Origin of the sequence: Sphingomonas asaccharolytica NBRC 15499, assembly GCF_001598355.1 — a bacterium.
Classification (GTDB): domain Bacteria; phylum Pseudomonadota; class Alphaproteobacteria; order Sphingomonadales; family Sphingomonadaceae; genus Sphingomonas; species Sphingomonas asaccharolytica.
Map to the genome: position 1 here is coordinate 40844 of NZ_BCYU01000007.1, position 24228 is coordinate 65071.

Consider the following 24228-nt stretch of genomic DNA (forward strand, 5'->3'; position numbering starts at 1 on the left):
TTTCGCCAAGAGGATTTCCTGCCATGAAAAGCTATCCGCAGAACTATATCGACGGCCGTTGGGTCGACAGCAAAGGCGGCCGCAAACATACGGTCATCAACCCCGCGACCGAGCAGCCGGCCGGCGAGATCGTGCTCGGCACCGCGGCCGATGTCGATGACGCGGTCCATGCCGCGCGGCGCGCGTTCGACAGCTTTTCGCAGACGTCGAAGGACGGGCGCATTGCCCTGCTCCAGCGGATCATCGCCGAATATCAGAAGCGGATCCCCGACATCGCCGAGGCGATCGCGATCGAAATGGGCTGCCCGATCTCGATCGCGCAAACCGCACAGGCCGGTTCGGGCCTGGGTCATCTCGGCAATGCGCTGAAGGCGCTGCAGGATTACCAATTCGCCGAGAAGATTGGCGACAATACAGTCGTACGCGAGCCGATCGGCGTGGCCGCGCTGATCACGCCGTGGAACTGGCCGATGAACCAGATCGTCGCCAAAGTCGGCCCGGCGCTCGCTGCCGGCTGCACGATGATCCTCAAGCCATCCGAGGAAGCGCCGAGCTCGGCGGCGATCTTCGCCGAGGTGATGGACGCGGCAGGCGTGCCGGCGGGCGTGTTCAACCTCGTCCAGGGCGACGGCGAAGGCGTCGGCACCGCGCTGGCCAAACATCCCGATATCGACATGATGAGCTTCACCGGATCGACCCGCGCCGGGATCATGGTAGCCAAGAACGCCGCCGACACGGTCAAGCGGGTCGCGCAGGAACTGGGCGGCAAGTCGCCCAATATCATCCTCGAAGGCGCGCCGCTCGATCAGGCGCTACCTGGCGGGGTCGGCGGCGTGCTGCTCAATTCCGGCCAGAGCTGCGTGGCGCCGACGCGCATGCTGGTGCACCGCTCGCAGCATGACGAAGCGGCGGCCAAGGTCGGCGCGATGTTCGCCGCCAAAGCGGTCGGCGACCCGCTCAGCGAAGGCGATCATATCGGCCCCGTCGTCAACCAGCGCCAATGGGACCGCATCCAGGGCCTGATCCAGCAGGGCATCGACGAAGGCGCGACCCTGGTGACCGGCGGTACCGGCAGGCCCGACGGGTTCGATACCGGCTTCTACGTGAAGCCGACCGTCTTCGCCGACGTCACCCCCGACATGACGATCGCGCGCGAGGAGATTTTCGGGCCGGTCCTGGTGATCATGCCTTACGCCGACGACGCCGATGCGGTCCGTATCGCCAACGACACGCCTTATGGCCTCGGCGCCTATATCGCCGGCGACCCGACCAAAGCGAAGACCATTGTCGGCAAGCTCCGCGCGGGCGCGGTGTTCGTCAATGCCGGCGGGCTCGCCTTCGACATGCCGTTCGGCGGGTACAAGCAATCGGGGAATGGCCGCGAATTCGGTAAGTTCGGGCTGGAAGAATTCCTCGAGGTGAAGTCAGTGATCGGCGCCCTGCCGGAAGACGCCGTCCCCGCCTGAGGCATTTACGGGTGCCGGCCGGCGTCCGGCCAGCCGGCACCTGACTCCCAAGCGGCCGGACTTCCGCCGCGATTCCCGTCACGCACTCGCTTGCTTCCTGCGTCATCGTCGTTATTGTACGCCTAGCATACAAATAACGGCGAGGGAGATTCGGCACGTATCCGACCGGCATCTGCCCCGCGCAGACTGGGATGACGAACGATGAGCGAAGGCAATGCGCAGGATGTAGTGTCATATCGGGTCGAGGACCGGATCGCCTGGGTCTATTTCGCGCGGCCGGAGAAGCGCAACTGCATGAACCCGGCGCTCAATCGCCGGATGATGGAAGTGCTCGACGAGCTCGAATATCGCGACGATGTCGGCGCGCTGGTTCTGAGCGGCGAAGGAACCGCCTGGTCGGCGGGCATGGACCTCAAGGAATATTTTCGCGAGACCGAGGCGCAGGGCCTGCGCGGCGTCCGCCAGTCGCAGCGCGAAAGCTATGGCTGGTTCCGGCGGCTGCGCTGGTTTCAGAAGCCGACCATCGCAATGGTCAACGGCTGGTGCTTCGGCGGCGGCTTCGGCCCGCTTTTCTCGTGCGACCTCGCGATCTGCGCCGATGAAGCGCAATTCGGGCTGAGCGAGATCAATTGGGGCATCCTGCCCGGCGGCGGCGTGACCAAAGTCGTGGTCGACCTGTTGTCGATGCGCGACGCGATGTGGATGACGCTGACCGGCGATCTGATCGATGGCCGCAAGGCGGCGGAGTGGAAGCTGGTCAACGAGAGCGTGCCGCTCGACCGGCTGGAAACCCGCGTCCGCGAAGTTGCCGAGATGCTGCTCAAGAAGAACCCGGTCGCGCTCAAATTCGCCAAGGACGCCGTGCGTCGTGTCGGCTCGATGACCTATGACGAGGCCGAGGATTATCTGGTCCGCATGCAGGAAGCGGCCAATTTCCACGATAAGACCGAGGGGCGCAAGGAAGGCATCCGCCAGTTCATCGACGAGAAGAGCTACAAGCCCGGCCTTGGAGCTTACGACCAGCAGAAGGCAGGCGCTTAAGGGCCTGCGGAAACCTTGCGCTCCTGCGAAAGCAGGAGCCCAGGGTTGCTGGCCGTTTCCCCGCAATTCTGGCTCCTTGCTCGCTGAAATGAGTCCCAGGAGCAGACGCTAAAAGACGTGGCCCTCAGGTCTGGATCAATGCATCGAGCGCGATCGCGCCTTGCCCGCGCGGATAGACCATCACCGGATTGAGGTCGATCTCACGGATCGCCGGCGTCGCCGCCACCACCGCACCGAGGGCGTCGACTAGCGCTGCCACCGCATCGACGTCCATCGCCGGCTCCCCGCGAAACCCGTCGAGCAGCGGGGCAAGACGCAGGCGGCGCAATTCGGCGACAATGGCATCGCGATCGAGCCCAGCAGGGAGCAACCGCACGTCGTGGAGCAGTTCGGCGCTGACTCCGCCGAACCCGAACAGGATCGTCGCTCCCCAATGCGGGTCGTTGCGTGCGCCGACGATCAGCTCGATGCCGCGTGCCGCCATCGGTTCGACCAGCACGCCGTCCAATGTCAGATCGGGCCGCGCCGCGGCCACCGCGGCCTGCAGCTTCGCCCATCCGTCGCGAACTTCTTGTGCGTCGGCCAGGCCGACTACCACGCCGCCAGCATCGCTCTTGTGCGGCAGCGCCGCCGCCTGGGCCTTGAGCACGACCGGATAGCCGAACCGATCGGCGGCGGCGACTGCCTCTTCGGCCGATCCGGCGAGTGTGCCGGATGGAAAAGCGATGCCACGCGCGCCGAGCAAATCCTTGGCGCGATATTCGGTTACTGTCGCGCCGGCCTCTGGCAGCCCCACCAGCGGTGCCGCATCACCCGTCGGAAGCACGGCAATTTCTCCGGTCGACCGCATCCTGGCCAGCGCGTGCAAGGCGCGTTCAGCGGTCGGCAGGTACATCACGCCTTCCGCCCGCAGCGCGGCGACATCCTCGGCCAGGACGATACCGCCTTCGTCGACGCCAGCGACGATCACCGGTTTGCCCGGCGGGCTCGAGCGCAAAGCGTCGAGCACCGCAGCGAATTTGATGTGCGACGTGCCGGTGTCGGTCTGGATCAGGGTCACCAGGATCGCGCCGATGCGGTCGTCGCCCGCCAGCGCGGCGATCGTCCGTCCATAGATTCCGGGATCGACCAGGCCTTGCGCGGTCACGTCGAGCGGATTGCTGACCGGTACGAAATCGGGCAGCGCCGCGCGCAATGCCGGGCTGTCGGCATCGCCGAGCAGCGGCAGGGCGATCCCGAGCGCTTCGGCCTGATCGAGCATGATCGCCTTGAACGCCCCCGATTCCGCGATCACGCCGAGCCCCCTTGCGACCGGCGCGGCATAGCGCGCGACCATTTCTACGACGTCGCCCAGTTCCTCCAGCGTATCGACCAGGATTACCCCGGCGCGTTCGACATGGACGCGCATCACCTCGTAATCACCGGCCATCGCGCCGGTATGCGTCGCCGCGCTCGCCGCACCCGCCGCGCTGCGGCCGGGATGGAGCAGCACTACCTGCTTGCCGGCGGCGCGCGCGGCCCGGGCCGCCGCCAGGAAGCGCGCCGGCTTGCGGAAATGTTCGACGATCATGCCGACCACCGACGTAGCCGGATCGCCGACCAGATGGTCGAGATAATCCTCGACCCCGCTGGCCGCTTCGTTGCCGGTCGAGATGTAGCAGCTGAGCGGCACTTCGCGCGCGATCATCGTCGTCGCCAGCACCGCCGCCATCGCGCCCGATTGCGACACGATGCCGACCCGACGATCGCTATCGACACGCGGTTCGGGCAGTTCGATGAAGGTGAGCGCGATGCGATCGACGAAATTGACCAGGCCGAGGCAATTGGGGCCCTCGACGATCATATCCGCCCCCGCCGCGATCCGCGCGATCTCCTGCTGGTCGGCCAAGCCTTGCGGCCCATCCTCGGCGAATCCAGCCGAAAAGACGATCGCCGCGCCGACGCGACGCCCGGCCAGGCCACGGATCACGTCGAGCACGCCCGCGCGGGGAATCGCGAGCACCGCGACGTCGATCCCTTCGGGCAGATCGTCGACGGTGGCGACGCAGCCTCGGCCGCCAATCTCGGCCCGCTTCGGATTGACCAGATGGATCTCGCCGTCAAATCCCTGTCGCTCAAGATTGGCAAGCACAGACGCGCCGAGCGCGCCGGGTTTGTCCGAGGCGCCGACGATCGCCACCGAGCGCGGCCGCAGCAACCGGTCGAATCGCAAGGCCGCCTCGACGTCGTTCCCGATGATCTGGTTCTTCGCCGTCGTCGCCACCAAAACCCATCCTCTCCGATCTCGCCCATTCGCGGTGAGCGTTTGCCAGATTGTATCTCAAGCAAACAATTTAGCAAGCTGGGCTCTGCCGGTCAGTCGTCGTCTCGTCGCGCCGCGCGGGGTTTGCGGAGTTTCTTCAACAAGGCCATCAGCGTCGCGCGCTCGGCCGCGGTCAGGTCGGCGGCGAGGCGACGGTCGGACTCGCGCAATTGATCGAGCATCTCCGCCACCCGCTTCTCACCGTCGGGCAGCAGGTGCAGGGCATTGGTGCGCAGATCGCGTCCAGGTCGACGCTCGATCAGGCCGCGATCGACCAGCACATTGACCAGCTTCATCGCGCTCGACCGGTTCACGCTCAGCGCCTTGCCCAGCGCGGTCTGGTCGCATCCCGGATTGGCGCGAATGAGCAGCAACGCGGTCAGCTTCGCCGGCGTCAGCCCGTATGGCGCGAGCATCAGCCGCGCATCCTCTATCGCGATCAGATGGGCGAGTTCGATCCGGTACCCCAGCAGCCCGTCGAGATCGCTTCCTTGTTTCATCGGTCGAGTACCATCTTGTCAAAATTGTATGCCCGGCGCACAAAGGCCGAAACGTGTCGCATCTTTTCCTGATTGCGACGCCGATTGCCAGCGCAATGCCGGCGACCGAACAAGGAGAGTGGTGATGGAACGCGATTTCAGGATGCTGATCGATGGCGAACTCGTCGAGGGCGCGACCAGCTTCGAGGTTATCAATCCGGCGACGGGCAGCGCGTTCGCGCAGTGTCCCAAGGCGGATCGCGCCCTGATCGATCGCGCCGTTGCCGCGGCCAGACGCGCCTTCCCGGCCTGGTCGGCGACTCCCATCGAACAGCGCGCGGCGTTGGTCGATAAGCTCGCGGATGCGCTTGAGGCGCGCGCGGGCGAGTTCGCCAGCCTGCTGACCAGCGAACAGGGCAAGCCGCTCGACCAGGCGATGTTCGAGATGATGGGTAGCATCTTCACCCTGCGTGCATTCGCCGCGATGCGGGTCGAACCCAAGACCTTGCGCGAAGAAGGCGGCAACACGGTGATCGAGCACCGCACCCCGCTCGGGGTGGTCGCGTCGATCACGCCGTGGAATTTCCCCGTCATCCTCTTGATGAACAAGCTGGGCCCAGCGCTCGTCACCGGCAACACGATGGTCGCCAAGCCCGCGCCGACCACGCCGCTCACCACCTTGCTGTTCGGTGAGATCTGCCGGGACATTCTGCCTGCGGGCGTGTTCAACACGGTGTGCGACCAGAACGACCTGGGCGAAGTGCTGACCACGCATCCCGACGTCGACAAGGTCGCCTTCACCGGGTCGACCGCGACCGGCAAGAAGGTGATGGCCGCGGCGGCGCAGGGCGTGAAGCGCGTCACGCTCGAACTCGGTGGCAACGACGCGGCGATCGTTCTCGACGACGTCGATCCGCGCCAGGTCGCGCAAAAGGTCTATGGCGGCGCGATGGCCAATGCCGGCCAGATCTGCGTCGCGATCAAGCGCGCTTACGTGCCCGAACCGATGTACGACGAATTCTGCGACGAGCTCGCCCGCTTGGCGCGCGAAGCGGTGGTCGATGACGGCGCTAAGCAGGGTACCCAGGTCGGTCCGATCCAGAACAAGATGCAGTTCGAGAAAGTGAAAGCGTTGCTCGACGACGCCAGGCAGCGCGGCACCGTGCTGGCCGGCGGCGAAGCGCTCGACCGTCCCGGATACTTCATCCCGCCGACGATCGTGCGCGACCTCGACGACGATGCGCCGCTGGTACGCGAAGAGCAATTCGGTCCGGTGCTGCCGGTGCTCAAATATGACGATATCGACGATGTGATCGCGCGTGCCAACGATTCCGAATACGGCCTGGGCGGCACCGTTTGGGGCAAGGACCTGACGCGCGCTACCGACGTTGCGAAGCGGATCGATTCGGGCACCGTCTGGGTCAACCAGTATCTGGCGATCGACCCCAACATCCCCTTTCGCGGATCGAAACAATCGGGGATCGGCGGCGAGCTGGGCGAAGCGGGGCTGCACGAATATACTCAGCCGCACATCATCAACGTCGTGGCGCTCGAGGATGCCTAAAGCGCGGCGACGGTCCGAGGGCAGTCACCGTCGCTTCGCATATATGATCTATACACAAACGCGAAATGGCGGCATGGTCGTTCGATAATCCGAGGAAGAGGAGCGCCCATGCCGATCGCGACGACCCATGTCGGTAGTTTGCCGCGCGGCCCCGAACTGACGCCCCTGCTGCTAGCCCGCGACCATGGCGAGCCCTATGACGCGGAAGCGTTCGATACCGTCGTCCAGGCGGCGGTCGACGCGGCGGTGGCGGCGCAGGTCGACGCGGGCGTCACGATCGTCAGCGACGGCGAACTCGGCAAGGTCGGCTATTCGACTTACATGATCGAGCGCTTGTCGGGCTTTGGTGGCCATACCGACCGCAAGCCAGCGCTCGATCTCGCACCGCTGCCTAATCTCCGCGCCAAGCTGGCGCACATCATGGGGGCGCAGGAATTCATCCGCGCCTCGTGCATCGGGCCAGTTCGGCTGGTTACCCTCCAGCCGCTGCACGACGACATCCGGCGCTTCCGGAGCGCGCTCGACCGGCACGGCGAAGGCACGCGCGCGTTCATGAACGCCGCCTCGCCTGGCTTGATCACGGCGTTCCAGAAGAACGCTCATTACCCTAGTCACGAGGCTTATCTTGCCGACCTCGTCGCGGCGATGCAGCCCGAATACGAGGCGATCGTCGCGGCCGGATTCGAATTACAGCTCGATTGTCCCGACCTCGCTATGTCGCGCCATACCGGTTATCAGGAAATGGACGAGCCGACGTTCCTCAAGGCGATCGCGGCCAATGTCGACGCGCTCAACGCCGCGACCGCCAATATCGCGCCCGACCAGATGCGCATGCACATCTGCTGGGGCAATTACGAAGGACCGCACGACCACGATATTCCGCTCGAGCGGATCATCGATATCGTGCTGAGGGCGCGGCCGGCGACCATCCTGTTCGAAGCGGCCAATCCGCGTCACGAGCATGAATGGGCGGTTTGGCGCGATGCCGACATCCCCGACGACAAGCTGCTCGCGCCCGGCCTGATCGACACCTGTTCAAACTATCTCGAACATCCCGAGCTGATCGCGCAGCGAATCGAACGCTTCGCCGGCATTGTCGGCCAGGACCGCGTGGTCGCGAGCACGGATTGCGGATTCGGCACCTTTGCCGGCTATGGCAAGATCGATCCGATCGTGACCTGGGCCAAATTACGAAACCTGCGCGAAGGCGCCGATATCGCCGCCGCCCGGCTCTAGTTCGGGGGAGTAGCGGGCGGCGCCGTGATCGGGCAATAAACGTTCATGGCAGATGCCGCATCATCCCCCGTCAAATCGGCGACACGCACGCTCGACATCATCGAATATGTCGTGGCGCGCGATCGCCCCGTCGTCGCCCAGGAGATTGCGGCGGCTCTGGTCATCCCAGTCAGTAGCTTGTCCTATCTGCTCAACACGCTGATCGATCGCGGATATCTGGCGCGTGCCGGCCGCCGTTACACCGCCGGCCCGGGTCTCGCCCGACTGCAGGCGCGCGCGCACGGCTTTTCGCTCGCCGAGCGGGTCGCGCCGCTGGTCCGCTCGTTGCGCGTCCAGCTCAATGAGACCGCGTCCTTCTTCGTCCGGATCGGCTGGGAAGTGGAAGCGCTGGTGACCGAAACCAGCGAGCATGCGTTGCGCTATGCCGTCCAGATGGGCACGCGGACCCCACTCCACGGCTTCGCGGCGGGCAAGGCCATCCTGGCCGCTTTGCCCCAAGCCGAATTCGAAACCTATCTCAGCGAGTCGGAGCGACGGGCATTCTCGCCCGCCACGATCACCGATGCCGATGCTTTGCGCGCCGAGATCGCCGCCATTCGCCAGACGGGCATCGCCCGGACTCGCGAGGAACATACGCCAGGCATCCAGGGGATTGGTTGCGCCGTATCGATCGACGGCGAATTGCTCGGGGCGTTCAGCGTCGCGATTCCCTCGGTCCGGTTCGATGCGGAGGTCGAACGGCACGCCGCGGAACTGCTCAAGCGAACGGTGGCCTTGCTCGAAGCCGCCTGACCGCATTTCCGACGATGCGGAAACATCGCCGGAAATGCGGGACGGACCTTGTCACGTCAGTTGGTGAGTGCGCCAGCTCTCGGCATAGCTGTCGCGCGCGACCTCGGAATAGGGAACCGGCGCCACAATGGCCTTGATCTCGGTCTGGACATGGCGCTCGACCGTCGGCTTGCGCGTGCCGCCATCGGGCTCGCCCCATAACAAGGTGACCTCGGTGCCGGGCACGGCATGATCGGCCTCGATCATCGCCAAGGTCAGCATCCGCCCTTCATTGGCGCTATAGCTGATCCAGGTCGAAACACCGACCTGCTTTCCGTCCCTGAGCACCTGGTCATAGGGGTGCATCGAATAGACGGCCGATGGGAATTCCATATATTTAGCACGATCTCCTCGCGTGAATTGCGAGCTGATCACGCGCATCAAATCCTCATTGTCGAGCGCCAGCGTCACCTTCTTGCGATGCGGCAGGCCCGCCATCCGCTCCAGGGCATCACGGCCGATGAAATCGTGGTCGAACTTGACGAACGGGCCGTAACCGAGGTCCCACGGCGTCAGATAATAGTCCTCGATCGACTCGGGCACAAAGCTGCCCCCGATCGACGCCTTGCCCTCATAGCTGTTGGCCGACAGCCATTCGCGGAAACCGCGCGTCCCCTCGCCGGTATAGGTCGCGGGCAAGGGCGACGGGATCCAGCCCGATTCGATCGTGTTCGACGAATAGGTGCGGCCGCCGACCAGCGCCAAACCGAATTCCTTGCCGGCGTCGATCAACGCGTTGCGCACAACGTCGTAATCGGCCCATGGCCCGAACAGTTCGTAGCCCGGCTGCCCCGCCATGCCGTGGCGCAGCGCGCGCACTTCCTTTCCGGCGATCGCTAGCCGCGTCATGTGAAAGAATTTGAGATCGGGCGGCGTCGCGCCCATCGCCTTTTCCAGCGTTTTCATGGCGTTCGGCCCCTGAAGCTGGAAGCGATAGGAACGGCGATTTTCCGGGTCGGGGCGGACCGCGGTGCGCTCGTCGCGCGACACGGTGACGTTCCAGTCGCCGGTCGCCGCGTGATATTCGATCCATTCGATCGTCGGCGCGCGGCCGACCAGGTTGAACTTGTTCTCATCGAGATAGAACAGGATGACGTCGCCGATGACGTAGCCGTCAGGCGTCACCGGCACGAACTGCTTGGCGCGATCGGGCACGAAGCCCTTGAAGCTGTTGACGCCAAGATGGTTGAGCATCGCGAATGCATCCGGCCCCTCGACCGCGAGGTCGACCATGTGGAACGACTGGTTGAACAATACACAGGTTTTCGACCAGGCCTGCTGTTCGCTGCGCCAGTTCGAATATTCGGCCGGCACGCCCGGATAGACATTGGGTCCGCTTTGCTGGTTGCGCAGCAATTCGACGATATCGCCGCTGGCATCCAGCAACTGTTGCAGGGTCTGTTCGGTCATCTCACGCTCCTTCAGGACAATATGATATTGATGATGTGGCGGGCTGTTCCAGCCAGTCCGCGATCGCGACGTTGAGTGCGTCGGGCCGTTCGGCGGGCAGCATGTGCCCTGCCCCCTCGATCACGACCAAGCGCGCGTCGGGGATGAGCGCGGCGATCGCCTCATGCTGGACGGGCGGGCTCCAGCGATCCTCGCTGCCGACCGCGACCAGCGTCGGACAGCCGATAGCCGGCAACAGGCTTTCGATCTCGGGCCGCGACAGCAACGCGGCGATCTGCGCCTCGAAACGCGCCAGGCCGGCGTCGACGCACATTGCGTAAAGCTCTTGGTATAGATCGCCCCGCGGCCGCGACGGCGCGATCATCGGCGGCAGCCAGGCATCGACCAGCGCTGCCATGCCGCGTTCCCGCCCGAAATCGCGCAGCGCGTAGCGCTTGGCCGCCTCTCCTTCCCCCGGCAGGTGAACGCCCGTGCTGAGCAATGCCAGCCGGTCGACCCGATCGCCCGCGGATCGAACGATTTCCAGCGCTACGCGCGCGCCCATCGAATGGCCAAGCAGGGCAAAGCGCGCAGGAGCGACATCGAGCACGCGCCGCGCCATATCCGCCAGTGTGTCGGCATCTCCATAATCGGGCACTGGCCACACCTCGGCAAAAGCATCCGCTTGCGCCGTGAAAATGCGCGAATCGCAGATCAGTCCCGGCAGCATCACGAGCGGGAGAGGTTCGGCAGCAGGCTCAGATAACTTCACACACATGAAGTTTTCAGCTATACGAAATATCAAAGTCGCGATAGAGGTTATCGACACGCGGCGCTCGAAACCGCGCAAGAGCGAGAGGGCCCATGGGAATTCCTGTCCTGCACCCCGCCTGGACGCGGCCGGCCAATGGCATGACAGACGGCTATTCGCTCGAAATGACGGCGAAGGATCGCCCTGCGCTATTCGAGGTGGCGGACGCCATCGCGCCCGAAACGCCGGTCGCGATCACCTTCCTGCCCAACGAAACGATGGATGCCCGGATCGAGGCCGCCATCGGCCTGCGCGCGCTCGGCTTCGAGCCGATGCCGCACCTTTCCGCGCGCCGAATCGCCTCCCATGATGAACTGGCGCAGATGGTGGCGCGAACGACCGCCGAGGCGGATGTGCGCCGCGTCTTCCTGGTCGCCGGCGACCCGCCCGTCCCCGCTGGACCATTTGCGGATACGATGTCGCTGATCGACACCGGACTGTTCGAACAACATGGCATCCAGGCGATCGGCATCGCCGGCCATCCCGAGGGGCACCCGGCGATGGACGAAGCGGCACGCTGGGAAGCGCTGGCGGCCAAGCATGCGGCGATCACCGAACGCGGCATGGCGACGCTGATCGTCACGCAATTCGCCTTCGACGCCGCGCCGATCCTCACCTGGCTGGCGGAACTTCGCGCGCGCGGCATCGATTGCCCGGTGCGGATCGGCGTGCCGGGGCCGGCCGGGATCAAGACCTTGCTTCGCTATGCAGCGCATTGCGGGGTTGGCGCATCGGCCTCCGTCATGTCGAAATACGGCGTCTCGCTCACGCGCTTGCTCGGGTCGGCCGGACCCGACCGGCTGGTCGCCGATTTCGAGCGCGGGCTAACGCCGGCGCACGGTGCGGTGCGGCTGCATTTCTATCCCTTTGGCGGGCTCGCCCGAACGGTCGAGTGGATCAACACTTATCGGGCCGCGTCGCATTGACCGGCGGCACTCTTGCGGAGTTTGACGTGAATCCAACCTTCGTCCTGCGGCTATCCTGCGCCGATCGGCCGGGTCTGGTCGCCAAGGTCGCGACTTTGCTCGCCGATCATGGCGCCAACATCACCGACGCGCAGCAATTCGACGACCCCGCCACCGGCCGGTTCTTCATGCGCGTCGTGTTCGTCGTGACGGGCGGCGGTATTGACGACGTGCGGGCCGCTTTCGCTCCCGTGGGAACGGCGATCGGCGCGGATTGGGCGATCCACGATGCCGCCGAACTTAAACGCGTGCTGCTGATGGTGTCGAAATTCGACCATTGCCTGGGCGACCTGCTCTACCGTCGGCGCATCGGCGAATTGCCGATGGATGTCGTGGCGATCGTTTCCAATCATCCCAAGACGGCGCTGCACACCACTATGATCGGCGACATACCGTACCACCATCTGCCGGTGACCAAGGACAACAAGCACGAGCAGGAAGCGGTGCTCAAGCGGATCGTCGACGAGACCGGCGCCGAGCTCGTCGTGCTGGCGCGCTACATGCAGATCCTGTCGGACGATCTCAGCCGTTTCCTGTCGGGCCGCTGCATCAACATCCATCACAGCTTCCTGCCGGGGTTCAAGGGCGCCAAACCCTATCACCAGGCGCACGAGCGCGGCGTCAAGATGATCGGCGCCACCGCGCATTACGTGACCGCCGATCTCGACGAAGGACCGATCATCGCCCAGGATGTCGAACCGATCAGCCATGCCGATACGCCCGACGACCTTGTCCGCAAGGGGCGCGATATCGAACGGCGCGTGCTGGCGGCGGCGGTCGCCTATCATCTCCAGGACCGGGTGTTGCTCAATGGCCACCGCACCGTCGTTTTTAGATAGCGGGCCGCGCGGCGCCGCAGCGTCGCGGTCGGTCCGCGACCTTTATGCGCTCGCCACTCATGTCCGGGTCGACGACCTCCGGATTTCCGCGCGCATCGGGATCAATCCCGACGAGCGCGATCGGCGGCAGCCGTTGCTCGTGTCGGTCGACCTCGAACTCGCGGGCAAAGGGCCGGTCGGCTCGCTCGGTCAGTCGGTCGATTATCGCCGGATCGCCGCCGAAGCGGAGGATCTCGGTTCTGACCATATCGAGCTGATCGAAACCTATGCCCTGCTGCTCGGCGAACGGTGCCTCGAACTCGGGCCGGTGGAACGGGTCGAGATCATCGTCGCCAAACCCGAAGCGCTGCCCCGCGGCACGGCCTCGGTACGGATATCGCTGACGCGGCGGGAGCGGCACGATGGGCAATGACATCGCGGTTTCCGGCGGTCATCGCGAACCCGCGTCTCGGCAATACCGGCTGCGGCGCTTTTCCTTCCGGGCCGGGATCAATCCCGAGGCTCAGCGTGTTCTCGCGGACCTCGCGCGCCAGCTGACGCTGCAGATCCATGGCGTCGAGAGCTGCGACCTGGCGTTCGACCGCGCGGCCAACCAATGGGTCGAATACACCGTCCGGACCGATCGCTGCCCGGTCGGCGAGGACATAGCCCCCGACGCCGCCAGGGCGCTGCTGGCGCGGCTTCGCTCGGCGGAGCTGGGTGAGGACTATCTGGCACCATGCCCCGCGGGCAAGAAAGCTCAAGTCGAGGAAGCGCCAGAGGCAGGATCGGACGAAAAACGAGATCGGTTCGGCGTCCGGTAAAGTCAGGCATTCCCGTTCGGAAAATTGTATGTAAGACACACAGACGAATCCGACTGCATGCCGGCAGGAACGGGCCATCGAACGGCCGAGCTCCGGAATGCGGCCGTGTTCGACAACGATAAGTATGGCGCAGGGAGAGAGCGGCGATGCGCAACATCGATTATTTCGACAAGCAGGCGCGGCTGCATCCCGACCGTATCGTGCTGGTCGCCGGTGACGAGCGCTATACCTATGCCGAGATGGCGACGCTGTCGCAGCGGCTGGCCGGCGCGCTGCTCGCCGACGGCCTGGCGCGCCAGGAAGCGGTCGCGGTGATGTCGCCCAATCACGGCTCGGTGCTGATCGCGATGCTCGGGCTGTGGCGCGCGGATGCCGCCTGGATTCCGGTCAACACGCGCAACGCACTCGACGCCAATATCCAATATCTCAACTATGTCCGCGCCAGCTGGCTATTCTATCATTCGAGCTATGCCGCCGACGCTCATGCCGTCGCGCGGCAAGTCCCGACGATCCGGCGGCTGATCTGCCTCGACGCCGCGGAAGGCGGCAATGCCTCGCTCGCCGATTACATTCTGCCGGAGGGCTCGCCACCGGTGCCCGACGGCGGCGACCCGACCGGTAATGGCGAGGATCTCGCCGCGATCATCGCCACCGGCGGAACCACCGGACCGGCCAAGGGCGTGCGCGTGCTCAACCGCAGCTGGGGCACGATGCTGGAGACGATCGCGCATCTGATGCCCGCCGAGGCGCCGGTCTTCCTCGCCACCGCGCCGCTGACCCATGCCGCCGGCCCCTTCACCATGGCGGGAATCGCGATGGGCGCGACGGTCGTGGTGCTGTCCGGCTTCGAGGCCGACACGGTGATGGCCGCGATCGGCGAGCATCGCGTGACCCATATGTTCCTGCCGCCCACCGCGCTCTACGCGATGCTGGCTCATCCGCGGGTCGGCGCGTTCGATTATTCGAGTATGCGCTATTTCCTGCTCGCCGGATCGCCCGTCTCGCCGGACAAATTGCGCCAGGCGGTCGGCGTGTTCGGGCCCTGCATGTGCCAGAGCTATGGCCAGACCGAATGCCACCTCGTCGCTACCTGGCTGTCGCCGCAGGTCGTCGCGGCGGCCGCACGGGGCGAGCATCCGGAGCGGCTGGGAAGCTGCGGCACGGCGACGCTGTCGGTGCGGGTCGAACTGATGGACGATGACGGCCATATCCTGCCGACCGGCGAAGCGGGCGAGATCGTCGCACGCGGCGGGATCGTCGGCGGCGGCTATTTCGAACTGCCCGAGGCGAGCGCCGAAGCCTGGGAGCATGGCTGGCATCATACCGGGGATGTCGGCCGGCGCGACGAGCACGGTTTCTATTATATCGTCGACCGCAAGAAGGACATGATCGTCTCGGGCGGGTTCAACGTCTTCCCGGTCGAGGTCGAGGCCGCGATCATGGAACTGCCCGAGGTGATCGACGCCGCGGTGATCGGCGTGCCCGACGAGAAATGGGGCGAAGCGGTGACGGCGTTGGTCGTTCTGTTGCCCGGACGGTCGCTCGATGCCGAAGCGATCCGCGCGCATTGCAAGGCGCAATTGGGTAGCGTGAAGGCTCCCAAGACCGTGCTGTTCCGCAGCGAATTGCCGCGCACCCCCGTCGGCAAACCCGACAAGAAGGCGATGCGCGCCGAATTCTGGTCCGACACGGGGCGCAACGTCAACTGACCGCGCGGGACGATGGCGTCCCCGGCCCAGCATGTCCCGGGCGCGGGATCTGCGCTCCTAGGTTGGAAACCCAAATTAGCCGTTGTTCTTAAAGCGATCCATTTCCCTAACTCGTCATCCCAGCGAAAGCTGGGATCTCAAGCGGCGTCGCGTCACTGCCAGAGACCCCAGCTTTCGCTGGGGTGACGGGAGTATGTCGGGGTGACGGGAGGGTGCGCTGGTGGTGACGACAGCAATGTGAGTCCCCAACCTAGGCCCGGTCGCGCCAGCCGCTCGGCGTTTCGCCGAAGCGCCGGCGGAAGCAGCGGCTGAAAAAGGCCGAGTCGGAAAAGCCAATATCGAACGCGATCTGCGTGACGGAGCGCCCGTCGCGCCGCCGCAACGCCTCCGCCGCGCGTTGCAGCCGCTGCTCGGCGATGAACCCGGTCGGCGTCGCCGCGACATGGCGGGCGAACGCCTTTTGCACGGCGCGCGCGCCCAGCCCCGTCATCTCGGCGATCCGTGCCGTCCTCAGGTCGGGATCGTGAAGATGCGAGAGCGCGTAATCGACCGGATCGCGCGGCGGCTCGTCTTCTCGCGCGGTGCCGCGAAGACATGCCATGCGGGCAAGATCCGCAAGGACGGTATCGACTCCCTGTTCGAGCCGGTCGAGCTTGGCGCGCTCGACCCAAAGCCCTTCGAGCATCCGGCCGAACAGCGATACATGCGGATCGTGCCCGTCGAGCTTATGCGCATGCCAGTCGCGCGCGGCCGCGTCGGCACCCAGCATCGGCGCCGGAACATGGACGATCAGGCAGTCGTTGGCGTCGGAAATATCGATCGTATAGGGCGCGGCTTCGTCCGCGATGACGATATCCCCTCCTCCGGCGATGGCGACGCGGCCCGCCTGGGTCATCGTCAGCCGGCCGCGGCGCTGAAAGTGGAAGACCAGATTGCGATCGTCACGGACATCGCGGGCACGGTCGACGCGAGCGCGGTCGCTGCGGGCATGCGCCACCGCCAGATTGCCGATCGACCAGCGCGCCAGGTCCGCGCGGATCCCGGCGGGGACATCGGCGACCATGCCGGGAAAGGTCTCGGCGACCAGCAAGCGCCAGAAATCCTGCCGCCGCTCGTGCGGCACCATGCGGGTGGTGAACAGCTCGACCACGCTCAACGGACTTGCCCTCCCGCTCACCGGTCGTACCGGACGACCTTATGCCCTGCCCGGTCTGCGCCGAGCTTGTGCACCTATTGTATCCCTATCATACTTTTTGCACAAGCGGAGGGCGCAGGGGCCGCACGTTAACGCGCTAGGCCTATCCGTCGCCGCGTGCCGCCTGCCGCGCCGCGCGATAGCCGTCGCGCCGCATCTTCTCGAAAGCGAGCCGCTGCTGGAACGCCGAATCCTCGGGATAGTCGCGAAACGCGTCCAGCACGTCGTCGAACACCTCGCGTAATTCATCCCGGAATTCGGGATGCGAGAAGATGTAGAAGCGATTGGCGAGGACCGCCTCGATCACGCGCGCGGCGATGACATCGGGCTCCATGCCCGCCTGATGGATTTGCTCGAGTCGTCCGACGTTCGTCGGGTCGACCGCTTTCGCCCCCGCTTTCAACTCGTCGGGGCGCACCTCATCGCTCGCGAAGATGTGACTCTTGACCAGGCCGGGGCAGAGCACCGAGACGCCGATGCCATGCGGCGCCAGGCTGTAGCGCAAGGATTCGCTCATGCCGCGCACCGCGAACTTGGCGGTGTTGTAGATGCCGGGCTGCGGTCCGCAGAGAAAGGCGGCCATCGAGGCGGTGTTGACGATATGGCCCCCGCCGCCCCCCGCCTTCATCCGGGGGACGAAGGTCATCACCCCGTTGACGACGCCGTGGAGATTGACGCCGAGCACCCAATCCCAATCATCATAGGATGAATCGTCGATCGTCTGGAACAGGTTCACCCCGGCATTATTGAACACCAGGCTGACGGGTCCCAGTTCCGCCTCGACCCGATCGGCGGCCGCGGCAAACCCGTCGCGCGACGCAACGTCGAGCTGCACGCCGATCACATCCTGATTGTCGAGCGTCGCGAGCGCCGCGTCGATCGCGTCTTGGCGGATGTCGGCCAGCGCGACCTTGCATCCTTCGGCCAGCAATGCCCGCACGAGCCCGAGTCCGATGCCATTGGCACCGCCGGTGACGAATGCCGCGCGTCCAGCCAGATCCTGCAATTCGCCTCTCCCATGGGCGGCGGGAATTTGTTTGTCACCGCACGCATTTTTATCTCGCCTTTTGTATCCAACACGTACAATTTGCCAAGCAGAAACGATGAGCCCGCAAGCGGCCCACGTGACGGTGAGAGGAATGCCCATGGCGATTGGGATCGCGACGGCGGCGGACATGACGACCGGCGAACGGGAAGCGGAAGCCGCGCCGCATCCCTCGCGCATCTGGCCCTCGTCGCCGCGCGCTTATTGGGCGCTCACGGTGATCGTGCTGGCGACGTTCCTGACCTTTTTCGATCAAGTCGTGTTCGGCATGCTGGCGCAGCGGATCAAGACCGATTTCGGGTTGAGCGATGCCCAGCTCGGCTTCTTGGGCGGCCCGGCCAGCATCATCTGCTATTTGTTCGTCGGCATTCCGCTGGCGCGGCTCGCCGATATCTATCCGCGCAAATACGTGCTGGCGGGCGGCGTGGCGGTGATCGGCTCGATCATTGCGCTGGGCGGCCTGGCGCAGAATTTCTTCCAGTTCGTCGGCTCGCGCGTCTTCCTCGCGGCGGGCGGATCGGCGCATGCCCCGGCTTCCTATTCGCTGCTGGCCGACGCCTTTCCGCCGCGCAAGCTGACTCGCGCCTTCGCCTTGCTCCAGTTCGGCTTCATCGGCGGCACCACATTGGGGCCGATCGTCGGCGGGATGCTGATCGCGATGACCGCGCATTGGGCGCCGACCGAATTTGGCGGCCTCCGGATCTTCGCCTGGCAATGGATCATGATCTGGGTCGGCCTGCCCGGCTTGCTGGTTGCTTTGCTGTTCCTGACGGTGAAGGAACCGCCCCGCCTCGCGCCCGCGCCCGACGCGCCACAGCCGCCGCGCGACGCTTCGCTCGGCCGCCGCCTCCTGACCTTTACCGGGCTCGACGCGATCCGCGCGATCCATGCTCGCGGCCGGGTCTATTATCCTTTGTTCGCCGGGCTTGCATTGAGCGCTGTAGAAGTTTTCGGGCTTCAATTCTGGCGAGTCCCGTTCATGATCCGCACCTTCGGCTGGGATGAACGCCAGATCGGCGCGGTGATGGGCGGCATGATCCTGATCGCCTCGCTGGCCGGGCTGGTGCTCGGCGGCGTCCTGGTCGAATGGCTGGCCAAGCGCCACAAGGATGCCAATGTCCGTGCCGCGGCGATCCTGTTCGGCGGCGTGACGATTTGTTCGATCCTGTCGCCGCTAATGCCCAACGGCTATCTGTCGCTCGGCGTGATGAGCGTCGGCGCGATGTTCGGTATTGCCGGCGCGGTTCCGCAGAACGCCGCGATCCAGCGTGTCGCGCCCAATGCGATGCGCGGACAGGTCACTGCGATCTACCTGTTCATGTTCACCTTCTTCGGGGCGATGGGTAGTTTCGTCGTCGGCCTGGTGCAGGACTATGTGATCGGGAACGAGGCCGAGCTGTGGAAGACGTTGGTGCTGACCGCGTCGATCCTGCTGCCGATCGCCACTTTGTGCATGGTGCGCGCCATCAAACCCTATCGAGAGGAAGTCGAGCGGCTGGAAGCGGCGGGAAGTTGACTCGCTCGCGCGGGCAGCGCACATTGTACGTAAAGCATACAATTAGGAGAGATTGATGTCCGAGGCCGATCGCATCGCGAAACTCGAATCCACCGTCGAGCAATTGTCCCGCCGTCTGCTGCAGCGCGAGGACGAGCTCGATATCCGCAAGCTCCAGTACCTCTATGGCTATCTGATCGACAAATGCCTCTACAACGAGACGGTCGACCTGTTCGCCGACGATGGCGAAGTGCGGTTCTTCGGCGGCGTTTGGAGAGGCAAGGAAGGCGCCCGCCGGCTCTATGTCGAGCGGTTCCAGAAGCGCTTCACCCACGGCACTAACGGACCGATCGACGGCTTCCTACTCGATCACCCGCAGATCCAGGATATTATCGACGTCGAGCCGGGTGGCGAGATCGCCTATGGCCGCGCGCGCTCGATGATGCAGGCCGGGCGGCACAAGGATTATACCGATCCAAGCAACCCGATGATGGGCGCGCGCCAATGGTGGGAAGGCGGAATCTACGAGAACACCTATCAGAAGGTCGACGGCGTCTGGCGCATCAAGGTGCTCAATTACCTGCCGCAATGGCATGCCGATTTCGAAACCGGCTGGGCTAATACCCGGCCCGAATATGTCCCCTTCCCTACCCAGACTTTCCCTCAGGATCCGACCGGCCCCGACGAGCTGATCGCCGATAGCTGGTTGTGGCCGACGCACAAGGTCGTGCCTTTCCATATGAAGCATCCGGTGACCGGCAAGGAGATCGTCGCCGAGCGCTGGCAGGGCGATATCGACCGCGCGCAGGCGAGGACCGCGGAGCCCGCGGTCTAGTCTCGATCAGCGCTCACCAAAACACAGGATGCCGATGACCTATCCCGAACTCTGCATGGTGATCGACGGCGAGCGCGTGCGCGGCGGTGGGCGGCGGACGCACGACGTGGTCAACCCGGCGACCGGCGACACGCTCGCCGCGTTGCCGCTGGCGGACCCGGTCGATCTCGATCGTGCGCTCGACGCCGCCGCGCGCGGTTTCCGCCGCTGGCGCCATTCGACGCCGCACGAACGCGCCGCCGTGTTGCAAGGCGCGGCGCAGCTGATGCTCGAACGTCAGGACGAGCTCGCCCGGGTCGCAGTGCTCGAGCAAGGCAAGACTCTGGCCGAGGCCAAGGTCGAAGTGCTGATGAATGTCGGCCTGTTCAACTTTTATGCTGGGGAGGTTTTCCGCCTCTACGGCCGCACGCTGGTTCGTCCGGCCGGGCAAAGATCGACGGTCAGCCGCGAGCCGGTCGGACCGGTCGCGGCGTTCGCGCCATGGAATTTCCCGATCGGCAATCCAGGCCGCAAGCTGGGCGCACCGATCGCGGCGGGATGTTCGGTGATTCTGAAAGCGGCTGAGGAAACGCCGGCCTCGGCGCTCGGCGTGCTGCAGTGTCTGCTCGACGCCGGCCTGCCCGGTGAGGTGGCGCAGGCAGTGTTCGGCGTGCCCGACGAGGTGTCCCGGCACCTGCTCGGCTCGCCTGTCATCCGCAAGCTGAGCTTCACCGGCTCGACTGCGATCGGCAAGCATCTCGTGAAGCTGGCCGCCGACGACATGAAGCGCACCACCATGGAGCTGGGCGGCCATGGCCCGGTGCTCGTGTTCGACGACGTCGATGTCGACCAGGTGCTCGATACAATGGTCGCCGCCAAATATCGCAACGCCGGCCAGGTTTGCGTCTCGCCCACCCGCTTCATCGTCCAGGAGGATGTATACGATCGGTTTCGTTCGGGCTTTGCCGAGCGCGCCGGACGGATCGCTGTCGGCGACGGGCTCGACCCCGCGAACCAGATGGGGCCGATGGCCAATCCGCGGCGCACCGACGCGATGGAGCGGCTGATCGGCGACGCGACGGCACGCGGCGCTACCTTGTTGGCCGGCGGCGGACGGATCGGCAATCGCGGCTTCTTCCATCAGCCGAGCGTGCTGTCGGACGTTCCGCTCGACGCCGCGGTCATGAACGAGGAGCCGTTCGGCCCGGTCGCGATGATCAACCCGTTCGCCAACGAGGAGGCGATGCTCGCCGAGGCCAACCGCCTGCCTTACGGGCTCGCGGCTTACGCCTGGACGCGCGACGCCGGACGCCAGCGGCGGATCGCGCGCGAGATCGAAAGCGGGATGGTTGGAATCAACACGACGATGATCGGCGGTGCCGACGCGCCTTTTGGCGGAGTCAAATGGTCCGGCCATGGCGCCGAGGACGGGCTCGAGGGCGTCGAAGCCTGCCTGGTGACCAAAGCGGTGCATGAGGGCTGAACCCGGCGACCGCATTCCTGAACTTTTCCTTTTCGTGGCAAACGGAGCGACCCCATGACCCATGCGCTGAACACCGGAGGCGACCGCGGCTATCTCCGCATCGCGACCGAGGAAGCTTTTGCCACCCGCGAGCAGATCGATGCCTATCTGCGCATGGTAGGCGACGGCACCGCCGATAAGGGCATGACGTCGTTATGGGGCTTCTATGCGCGGTCGCCGTCGGAGCGCGCGATGCTGATCATCGAGCGGCTGCTCGATCTCGGCGAGCGCAGGATTGCCGACATGGACGCGACGGGGATCGACGTTGCGATCCTGTCGCTCACCTCGCCCGGGGTCCAGCCTCTGCTCGACACCGACGAAGCCAAGGCGATGGTATCGCGCGCGAACGATTATCTCGCCGAACGCTGTGCCGCCTATCCGACGCGTTTTGTGGGCATGACCTCGATCGCGCCGCAGGATCCCGAATGGTCGGCAGCCGAGATCAGGCGCGGCGCGAACGAGCTTGGTTTCAAGGGCGTGATGGTCAACAGCCACACCCACGGCCATTATCTCGACGAGCCGCAATTCGACCCGATATTCCGCGCGCTCGCCGATACCGGCCAGCCGCTCTACATCCATCCCCAGACGCTGCCCGACGCGATGATCGGCGGGATGATCGAGGCCGGGCTCGACGGTGCGATCTTCGGCTTCGGGGTGGAGACCGGCATGCATCTGCTCCGGCTGATCACCACTGGAATCTTCGATCGCTATCCCGACCTCCAGATCGCGGTCGGCCATGGCGGCGAAGCAATCCCCTATTGGCTGTACCGCATCGACTTCATGCACAAAGCCGGCGTCGCCTCGCAGCGGTACGAGCGGCTCAAGCCGCTCAAGAAAGGTATGGTCGCCTGCCTGCGCGAGAACGTGCTGGCGACCAGCAGCGGCCTCCCCTTCCCGCCGGCGATCAAGCTGATGCTCGAGGTGATGGGCGAGGATCGCGTGATGTACGCAATGGACTATCCTTACGAATATGTCGCCGACGAGGTCCGCGCGCACGACCTGCTCGATATTCCCGATGCTACCAAGAAGAAGGTCATGCAGACCAACGCCGAACGCGTGTTCGGACTATGAGCGCGGGAGCGGGTGCGAGCCGGCCGCTGCCCGGCGCGTGGTACGCGCTGGCCCTGGTCGCCGCGACCCAGGCGATCAGCCTGCTCGATCGCAACATCCTCGCGATCCTGGCGCCGGCGATCAAGGCGGACCTGAAGATCGGCGATGCCGAGATGGGCTTGTTGTACGGCACGGTGTTCGCCCTGTTCTACGCGCTGTTCTCGCTGCCGCTGGGGCGGCTGGCGGATGGCTGGATTCGGACCAGGCTGCTGGCGATCGCCATCCTGTTCTGGTCGCTCGCAACCGGCACGGCGGCGTTCGCCGGCGGCTCCCTGCTCCTGATGCTGTCGCGGCTGGGCGTCGGCATCGGCGAGGCCGCGTCGCAGCCGGCCGGTACCAGCCTGCTCTACGATTATTTCCCGCGTCGGCGCCGCGGCACAGTGATGGCCATCCTCGCGGCGGCGATCGCGATCGGACTGGGCGGCTCGCTGGTGATCGGCGGCGGCGCGGCCGATTGGTGGCACAGGCGTTACCCGACCGGCGGCGCGCCCTTGGGCCTGGCCGGCTGGCAATTCGCCTTTCTGGTCGCGGCCTTGCCGGGGCTGCTGATCGCGCCCTTGATGTGGCGCGTGCGCGAGCCCGTGCGCGGCGCGGTCGACGGCATCGCGACGCCGCGCGATCCCCATCCATTCGGTGCCAGTCTGGGCGTGCTCGGCGCGATCACGCCGGGAATCCATTGGGTTGCGCTGGCGCGGCGCCGCGCGACCACGCGCGACTGGCTGGTCAATGCCGGCATCCTCGTGCTGATCGTGGCCGGCATGATCGCCGCGATCCGCTGGGCCGAAGCCTTTTCCCCCCGGCCGCCGCTGGTCCTCGGCGGCGTCGCAATCAGCCCGCACGTGCTGCAATGGAGCGTGATCGGCTTCGGCATCTTCGTCATCGCCAATCTGCTCCAGTCGTTGCGCCGCAACGATCCGCCAGCCTTCGCGGCGATCGCGACGTCGCCTTCGGTCATCCTTTGCATCGCGGTCGGCGCGCTGCAGGGCGTGGTCAATTATGGCGTGATGGGCTTCACGCCCTCGTTCCTGATGAAGACCTATCACCTGTCGCCGGGTGCGACCGGGCTGCAGTTCGGGTTGCTCGCGGCGGCGCTCGGCGTGATCGGGCCGCTGATCGCCGGGCCATTGTCGGACCGACTAAGCGGCGGCCGGCCGCGCGAGCGTGTATGGGTCACCCTGTTCGCGCTCGCCGTGTCGCCGCTGATCGCCTTCTGGGTCTATCGCGCGCCCTCAGCGGGGGCCTTCTACTTCCGCTTCACGTTCTACAGCCTGGTGCTGACGATGTGGATGCCGCCGCTTTATGCCGTACTCTACGACCAGGTGCTGCCGCGGATGCGGGGGATCACTTCGAGCATCTATCTGTTCGCGATGACGATCATTGGCCTCGGCATCGGTCCCTATGCCGTCGGATTGGTCAGCGACGCCACGCATGGCGACCTCGCCACCGCGATCTTGTCGGTCAATTGGGTCGCGCCGGCGATCGTCGTGATGCTGGTGATCCTAGCGCTCCGCGTCGACCGCGACCAGGCGTCGCTGCTCGACCGAACGCGTGCGGCGGGGGAGAAGGTTTAGGCTGGCCCAGGTTCCTGCTCCCGCGGGACCCCCTGAATGGC

Annotated in this window: 21 protein-coding genes; 15 read left to right on the top strand and 6 right to left on the bottom strand. The window is 65.4% G+C overall.

The window, feature by feature from the left end:
• Positions 1 to 23: 23 nt before the first annotated feature.
• Positions 24 to 1466, top strand: coding sequence for an aldehyde dehydrogenase family protein (locus SAS01S_RS03020; RefSeq protein WP_066804608.1), 1443 nt, complete (start codon positions 24 to 26; stop codon positions 1464 to 1466).
• 201 nt (positions 1467 to 1667) lie between these two features.
• Complete coding sequence (locus SAS01S_RS03025) at positions 1668 to 2507, top strand: p-hydroxycinnamoyl CoA hydratase/lyase (RefSeq protein ID WP_066804611.1); 840 nt, start codon at positions 1668 to 1670, stop codon at positions 2505 to 2507.
• A 124-nt stretch (positions 2508 to 2631) separates the two neighbouring features.
• Here SAS01S_RS03025 and SAS01S_RS03030 read toward each other — a convergent pair whose 3' ends face one another.
• Positions 2632 to 4770, bottom strand: coding sequence for an acetate--CoA ligase family protein (locus SAS01S_RS03030; protein ID WP_245656731.1), 2139 nt, complete (start codon positions 4768 to 4770; stop codon positions 2632 to 2634).
• Between the two features lie 92 nt (positions 4771 to 4862).
• A complete protein-coding gene (locus SAS01S_RS03035) occupies positions 4863 to 5309 on the bottom strand; it encodes a MarR family winged helix-turn-helix transcriptional regulator (protein WP_066804615.1) in 447 nt (148 codons plus the stop codon).
• Positions 5310 to 5433: 124 nt separating this feature from the next.
• Between SAS01S_RS03035 and SAS01S_RS03040 the strand changes: the two genes are divergently transcribed.
• The 3 genes from SAS01S_RS03040 to SAS01S_RS03050 all read left to right on the top strand — a co-directional run bounded on the left by SAS01S_RS03040 (position 5434) and on the right by SAS01S_RS03050 (position 8880).
• The gene (locus tag SAS01S_RS03040) at positions 5434 to 6852 is read left to right on the top strand and encodes an aldehyde dehydrogenase family protein (RefSeq protein WP_066804691.1); all 1419 of its coding nucleotides are present in this window, start codon (positions 5434 to 5436) and stop codon (positions 6850 to 6852) included.
• 108 nt (positions 6853 to 6960) lie between these two features.
• The gene (locus SAS01S_RS03045) at positions 6961 to 8088 is read left to right on the top strand and encodes a cobalamin-independent methionine synthase II family protein (protein WP_066804618.1); all 1128 of its coding nucleotides are present in this window, start codon (positions 6961 to 6963) and stop codon (positions 8086 to 8088) included.
• 45 nt (positions 8089 to 8133) lie between these two features.
• Positions 8134 to 8880: an IclR family transcriptional regulator gene (locus SAS01S_RS03050; RefSeq protein WP_066804620.1), complete on the top strand. Its 747-nt coding sequence runs from the start codon at positions 8134 to 8136 to the stop codon at positions 8878 to 8880.
• A gap of 51 nt (positions 8881 to 8931) precedes the next feature.
• On the opposite strand, the gene desA is transcribed toward SAS01S_RS03050, so the two are convergent.
• Together desA and SAS01S_RS03060 are read right to left on the bottom strand one after the other, a co-directional pair.
• A complete protein-coding gene (gene desA / locus SAS01S_RS03055) occupies positions 8932 to 10329 on the bottom strand; it encodes a syringate O-demethylase (RefSeq protein WP_066804622.1) in 1398 nt (465 codons plus the stop codon).
• 1 nt (position 10330) lies between these two features.
• Complete coding sequence (locus SAS01S_RS03060) at positions 10331 to 10966, bottom strand: alpha/beta fold hydrolase (protein ID WP_369405703.1); 636 nt, start codon at positions 10964 to 10966, stop codon at positions 10331 to 10333.
• 206 nt (positions 10967 to 11172) lie between these two features.
• Here SAS01S_RS03060 and SAS01S_RS03065 point away from each other — a divergent pair, with 206 nt between their 5' ends.
• The 5 genes from SAS01S_RS03065 to SAS01S_RS03085 all read left to right on the top strand — a co-directional run bounded on the left by SAS01S_RS03065 (position 11173) and on the right by SAS01S_RS03085 (position 15435).
• A complete protein-coding gene (locus tag SAS01S_RS03065; protein ID WP_066804626.1) occupies positions 11173 to 12045 on the top strand; it encodes a methylenetetrahydrofolate reductase in 873 nt (290 codons plus the stop codon).
• Positions 12046 to 12071: 26 nt separating this feature from the next.
• The gene (purU, locus tag SAS01S_RS03070) at positions 12072 to 12923 is read left to right on the top strand and encodes a formyltetrahydrofolate deformylase (protein WP_066804629.1); all 852 of its coding nucleotides are present in this window, start codon (positions 12072 to 12074) and stop codon (positions 12921 to 12923) included.
• Positions 12895 to 13335 (top strand): dihydroneopterin aldolase, encoded by a 441-nt coding sequence (locus SAS01S_RS03075; RefSeq protein WP_245656732.1) that lies wholly within the window; start codon positions 12895 to 12897, stop codon positions 13333 to 13335. The genes purU and SAS01S_RS03075 overlap by 29 nt, the downstream gene beginning before the upstream one ends.
• Complete coding sequence (locus tag SAS01S_RS03080) at positions 13325 to 13726, top strand: hypothetical protein (protein WP_066804632.1); 402 nt, start codon at positions 13325 to 13327, stop codon at positions 13724 to 13726. The genes SAS01S_RS03075 and SAS01S_RS03080 overlap by 11 nt, the downstream gene beginning before the upstream one ends.
• A 146-nt stretch (positions 13727 to 13872) precedes the next feature.
• On the top strand, positions 13873 to 15435 hold the full coding sequence (locus SAS01S_RS03085) for a class I adenylate-forming enzyme family protein (protein WP_066804634.1): 1563 nt from the start codon (positions 13873 to 13875) through the stop codon (positions 15433 to 15435).
• A gap of 250 nt (positions 15436 to 15685) precedes the next feature.
• On the opposite strand, the gene SAS01S_RS03090 is transcribed toward SAS01S_RS03085, so the two are convergent.
• Positions 15686 to 16585 carry a helix-turn-helix domain-containing protein gene (locus SAS01S_RS03090; RefSeq protein WP_245656734.1) on the bottom strand — a complete coding sequence of 300 codons (900 nt, stop codon included), beginning with the start codon at positions 16583 to 16585 and terminating at the stop codon, positions 15686 to 15688.
• Between the two features lie 148 nt (positions 16586 to 16733).
• Positions 16734 to 17636 carry an SDR family NAD(P)-dependent oxidoreductase gene (locus SAS01S_RS03095; RefSeq protein WP_066804636.1) on the bottom strand — a complete coding sequence of 301 codons (903 nt, stop codon included), beginning with the start codon at positions 17634 to 17636 and terminating at the stop codon, positions 16734 to 16736.
• Between the two features lie 139 nt (positions 17637 to 17775).
• Here SAS01S_RS03095 and SAS01S_RS03100 point away from each other — a divergent pair, with 139 nt between their 5' ends.
• The 5 genes from SAS01S_RS03100 to SAS01S_RS03120 are packed head-to-tail and all read left to right on the top strand — an operon-like array spanning position 17776 to position 24187.
• Entirely contained in the window at positions 17776 to 19191 is a 1416-nt protein-coding gene (locus SAS01S_RS03100; RefSeq protein ID WP_066804639.1) for an MFS transporter, read from the top strand.
• Between the two features lie 55 nt (positions 19192 to 19246).
• A complete protein-coding gene (locus SAS01S_RS03105) occupies positions 19247 to 20005 on the top strand; it encodes a nuclear transport factor 2 family protein (protein ID WP_066804642.1) in 759 nt (252 codons plus the stop codon).
• Positions 20006 to 20039: 34 nt separating this feature from the next.
• Entirely contained in the window at positions 20040 to 21467 is a 1428-nt protein-coding gene (locus SAS01S_RS03110) for an NAD-dependent succinate-semialdehyde dehydrogenase (RefSeq protein WP_066804697.1), read from the top strand.
• Positions 21468 to 21521: 54 nt separating this feature from the next.
• Positions 21522 to 22577 carry an amidohydrolase family protein gene (locus SAS01S_RS03115; RefSeq protein WP_066804643.1) on the top strand — a complete coding sequence of 352 codons (1056 nt, stop codon included), beginning with the start codon at positions 21522 to 21524 and terminating at the stop codon, positions 22575 to 22577.
• A complete protein-coding gene (locus SAS01S_RS03120) occupies positions 22574 to 24187 on the top strand; it encodes an MFS transporter (protein WP_066804644.1) in 1614 nt (537 codons plus the stop codon). Before SAS01S_RS03115 ends, SAS01S_RS03120 begins: the two co-directional genes overlap by 4 nt.
• The last annotated feature ends 41 nt before the right edge of the window (positions 24188 to 24228 follow it).

What these genes read in the sequence shown, in the direction of transcription:
- SAS01S_RS03020 (WP_066804608.1), top strand. Translation starts at nt 24, where the DNA reads ATGAAAAGCTATCCGCAGAACTATATCGACGGCCGTTGGGTCGACAGC.
- SAS01S_RS03025 (WP_066804611.1), top strand. Translation starts at nt 1,668, where the DNA reads ATGAGCGAAGGCAATGCGCAGGATGTAGTGTCATATCGGGTCGAGGAC.
- SAS01S_RS03035 (WP_066804615.1), bottom strand. Translation starts at nt 5,309, where the DNA reads ATGAAACAAGGAAGCGATCTCGACGGGCTGCTGGGGTACCGGATCGAA.
- SAS01S_RS03040 (WP_066804691.1), top strand. Translation starts at nt 5,434, where the DNA reads ATGGAACGCGATTTCAGGATGCTGATCGATGGCGAACTCGTCGAGGGC.
- SAS01S_RS03045 (WP_066804618.1), top strand. Translation starts at nt 6,961, where the DNA reads ATGCCGATCGCGACGACCCATGTCGGTAGTTTGCCGCGCGGCCCCGAA.
- SAS01S_RS03050 (WP_066804620.1), top strand. Translation starts at nt 8,134, where the DNA reads ATGGCAGATGCCGCATCATCCCCCGTCAAATCGGCGACACGCACGCTC.
- desA (WP_066804622.1), bottom strand. Translation starts at nt 10,329, where the DNA reads ATGACCGAACAGACCCTGCAACAGTTGCTGGATGCCAGCGGCGATATC.
- SAS01S_RS03065 (WP_066804626.1), top strand. Translation starts at nt 11,173, where the DNA reads ATGGGAATTCCTGTCCTGCACCCCGCCTGGACGCGGCCGGCCAATGGC.
- SAS01S_RS03075 (WP_245656732.1), top strand. Translation starts at nt 12,895, where the DNA reads ATGGCCACCGCACCGTCGTTTTTAGATAGCGGGCCGCGCGGCGCCGCA.
- SAS01S_RS03080 (WP_066804632.1), top strand. Translation starts at nt 13,325, where the DNA reads ATGGGCAATGACATCGCGGTTTCCGGCGGTCATCGCGAACCCGCGTCT.
- SAS01S_RS03085 (WP_066804634.1), top strand. Translation starts at nt 13,873, where the DNA reads ATGCGCAACATCGATTATTTCGACAAGCAGGCGCGGCTGCATCCCGAC.
- SAS01S_RS03100 (WP_066804639.1), top strand. Translation starts at nt 17,776, where the DNA reads ATGGCGATTGGGATCGCGACGGCGGCGGACATGACGACCGGCGAACGG.
- SAS01S_RS03105 (WP_066804642.1), top strand. Translation starts at nt 19,247, where the DNA reads ATGTCCGAGGCCGATCGCATCGCGAAACTCGAATCCACCGTCGAGCAA.
- SAS01S_RS03110 (WP_066804697.1), top strand. Translation starts at nt 20,040, where the DNA reads ATGACCTATCCCGAACTCTGCATGGTGATCGACGGCGAGCGCGTGCGC.
- SAS01S_RS03115 (WP_066804643.1), top strand. Translation starts at nt 21,522, where the DNA reads ATGACCCATGCGCTGAACACCGGAGGCGACCGCGGCTATCTCCGCATC.
- SAS01S_RS03120 (WP_066804644.1), top strand. Translation starts at nt 22,574, where the DNA reads ATGAGCGCGGGAGCGGGTGCGAGCCGGCCGCTGCCCGGCGCGTGGTAC.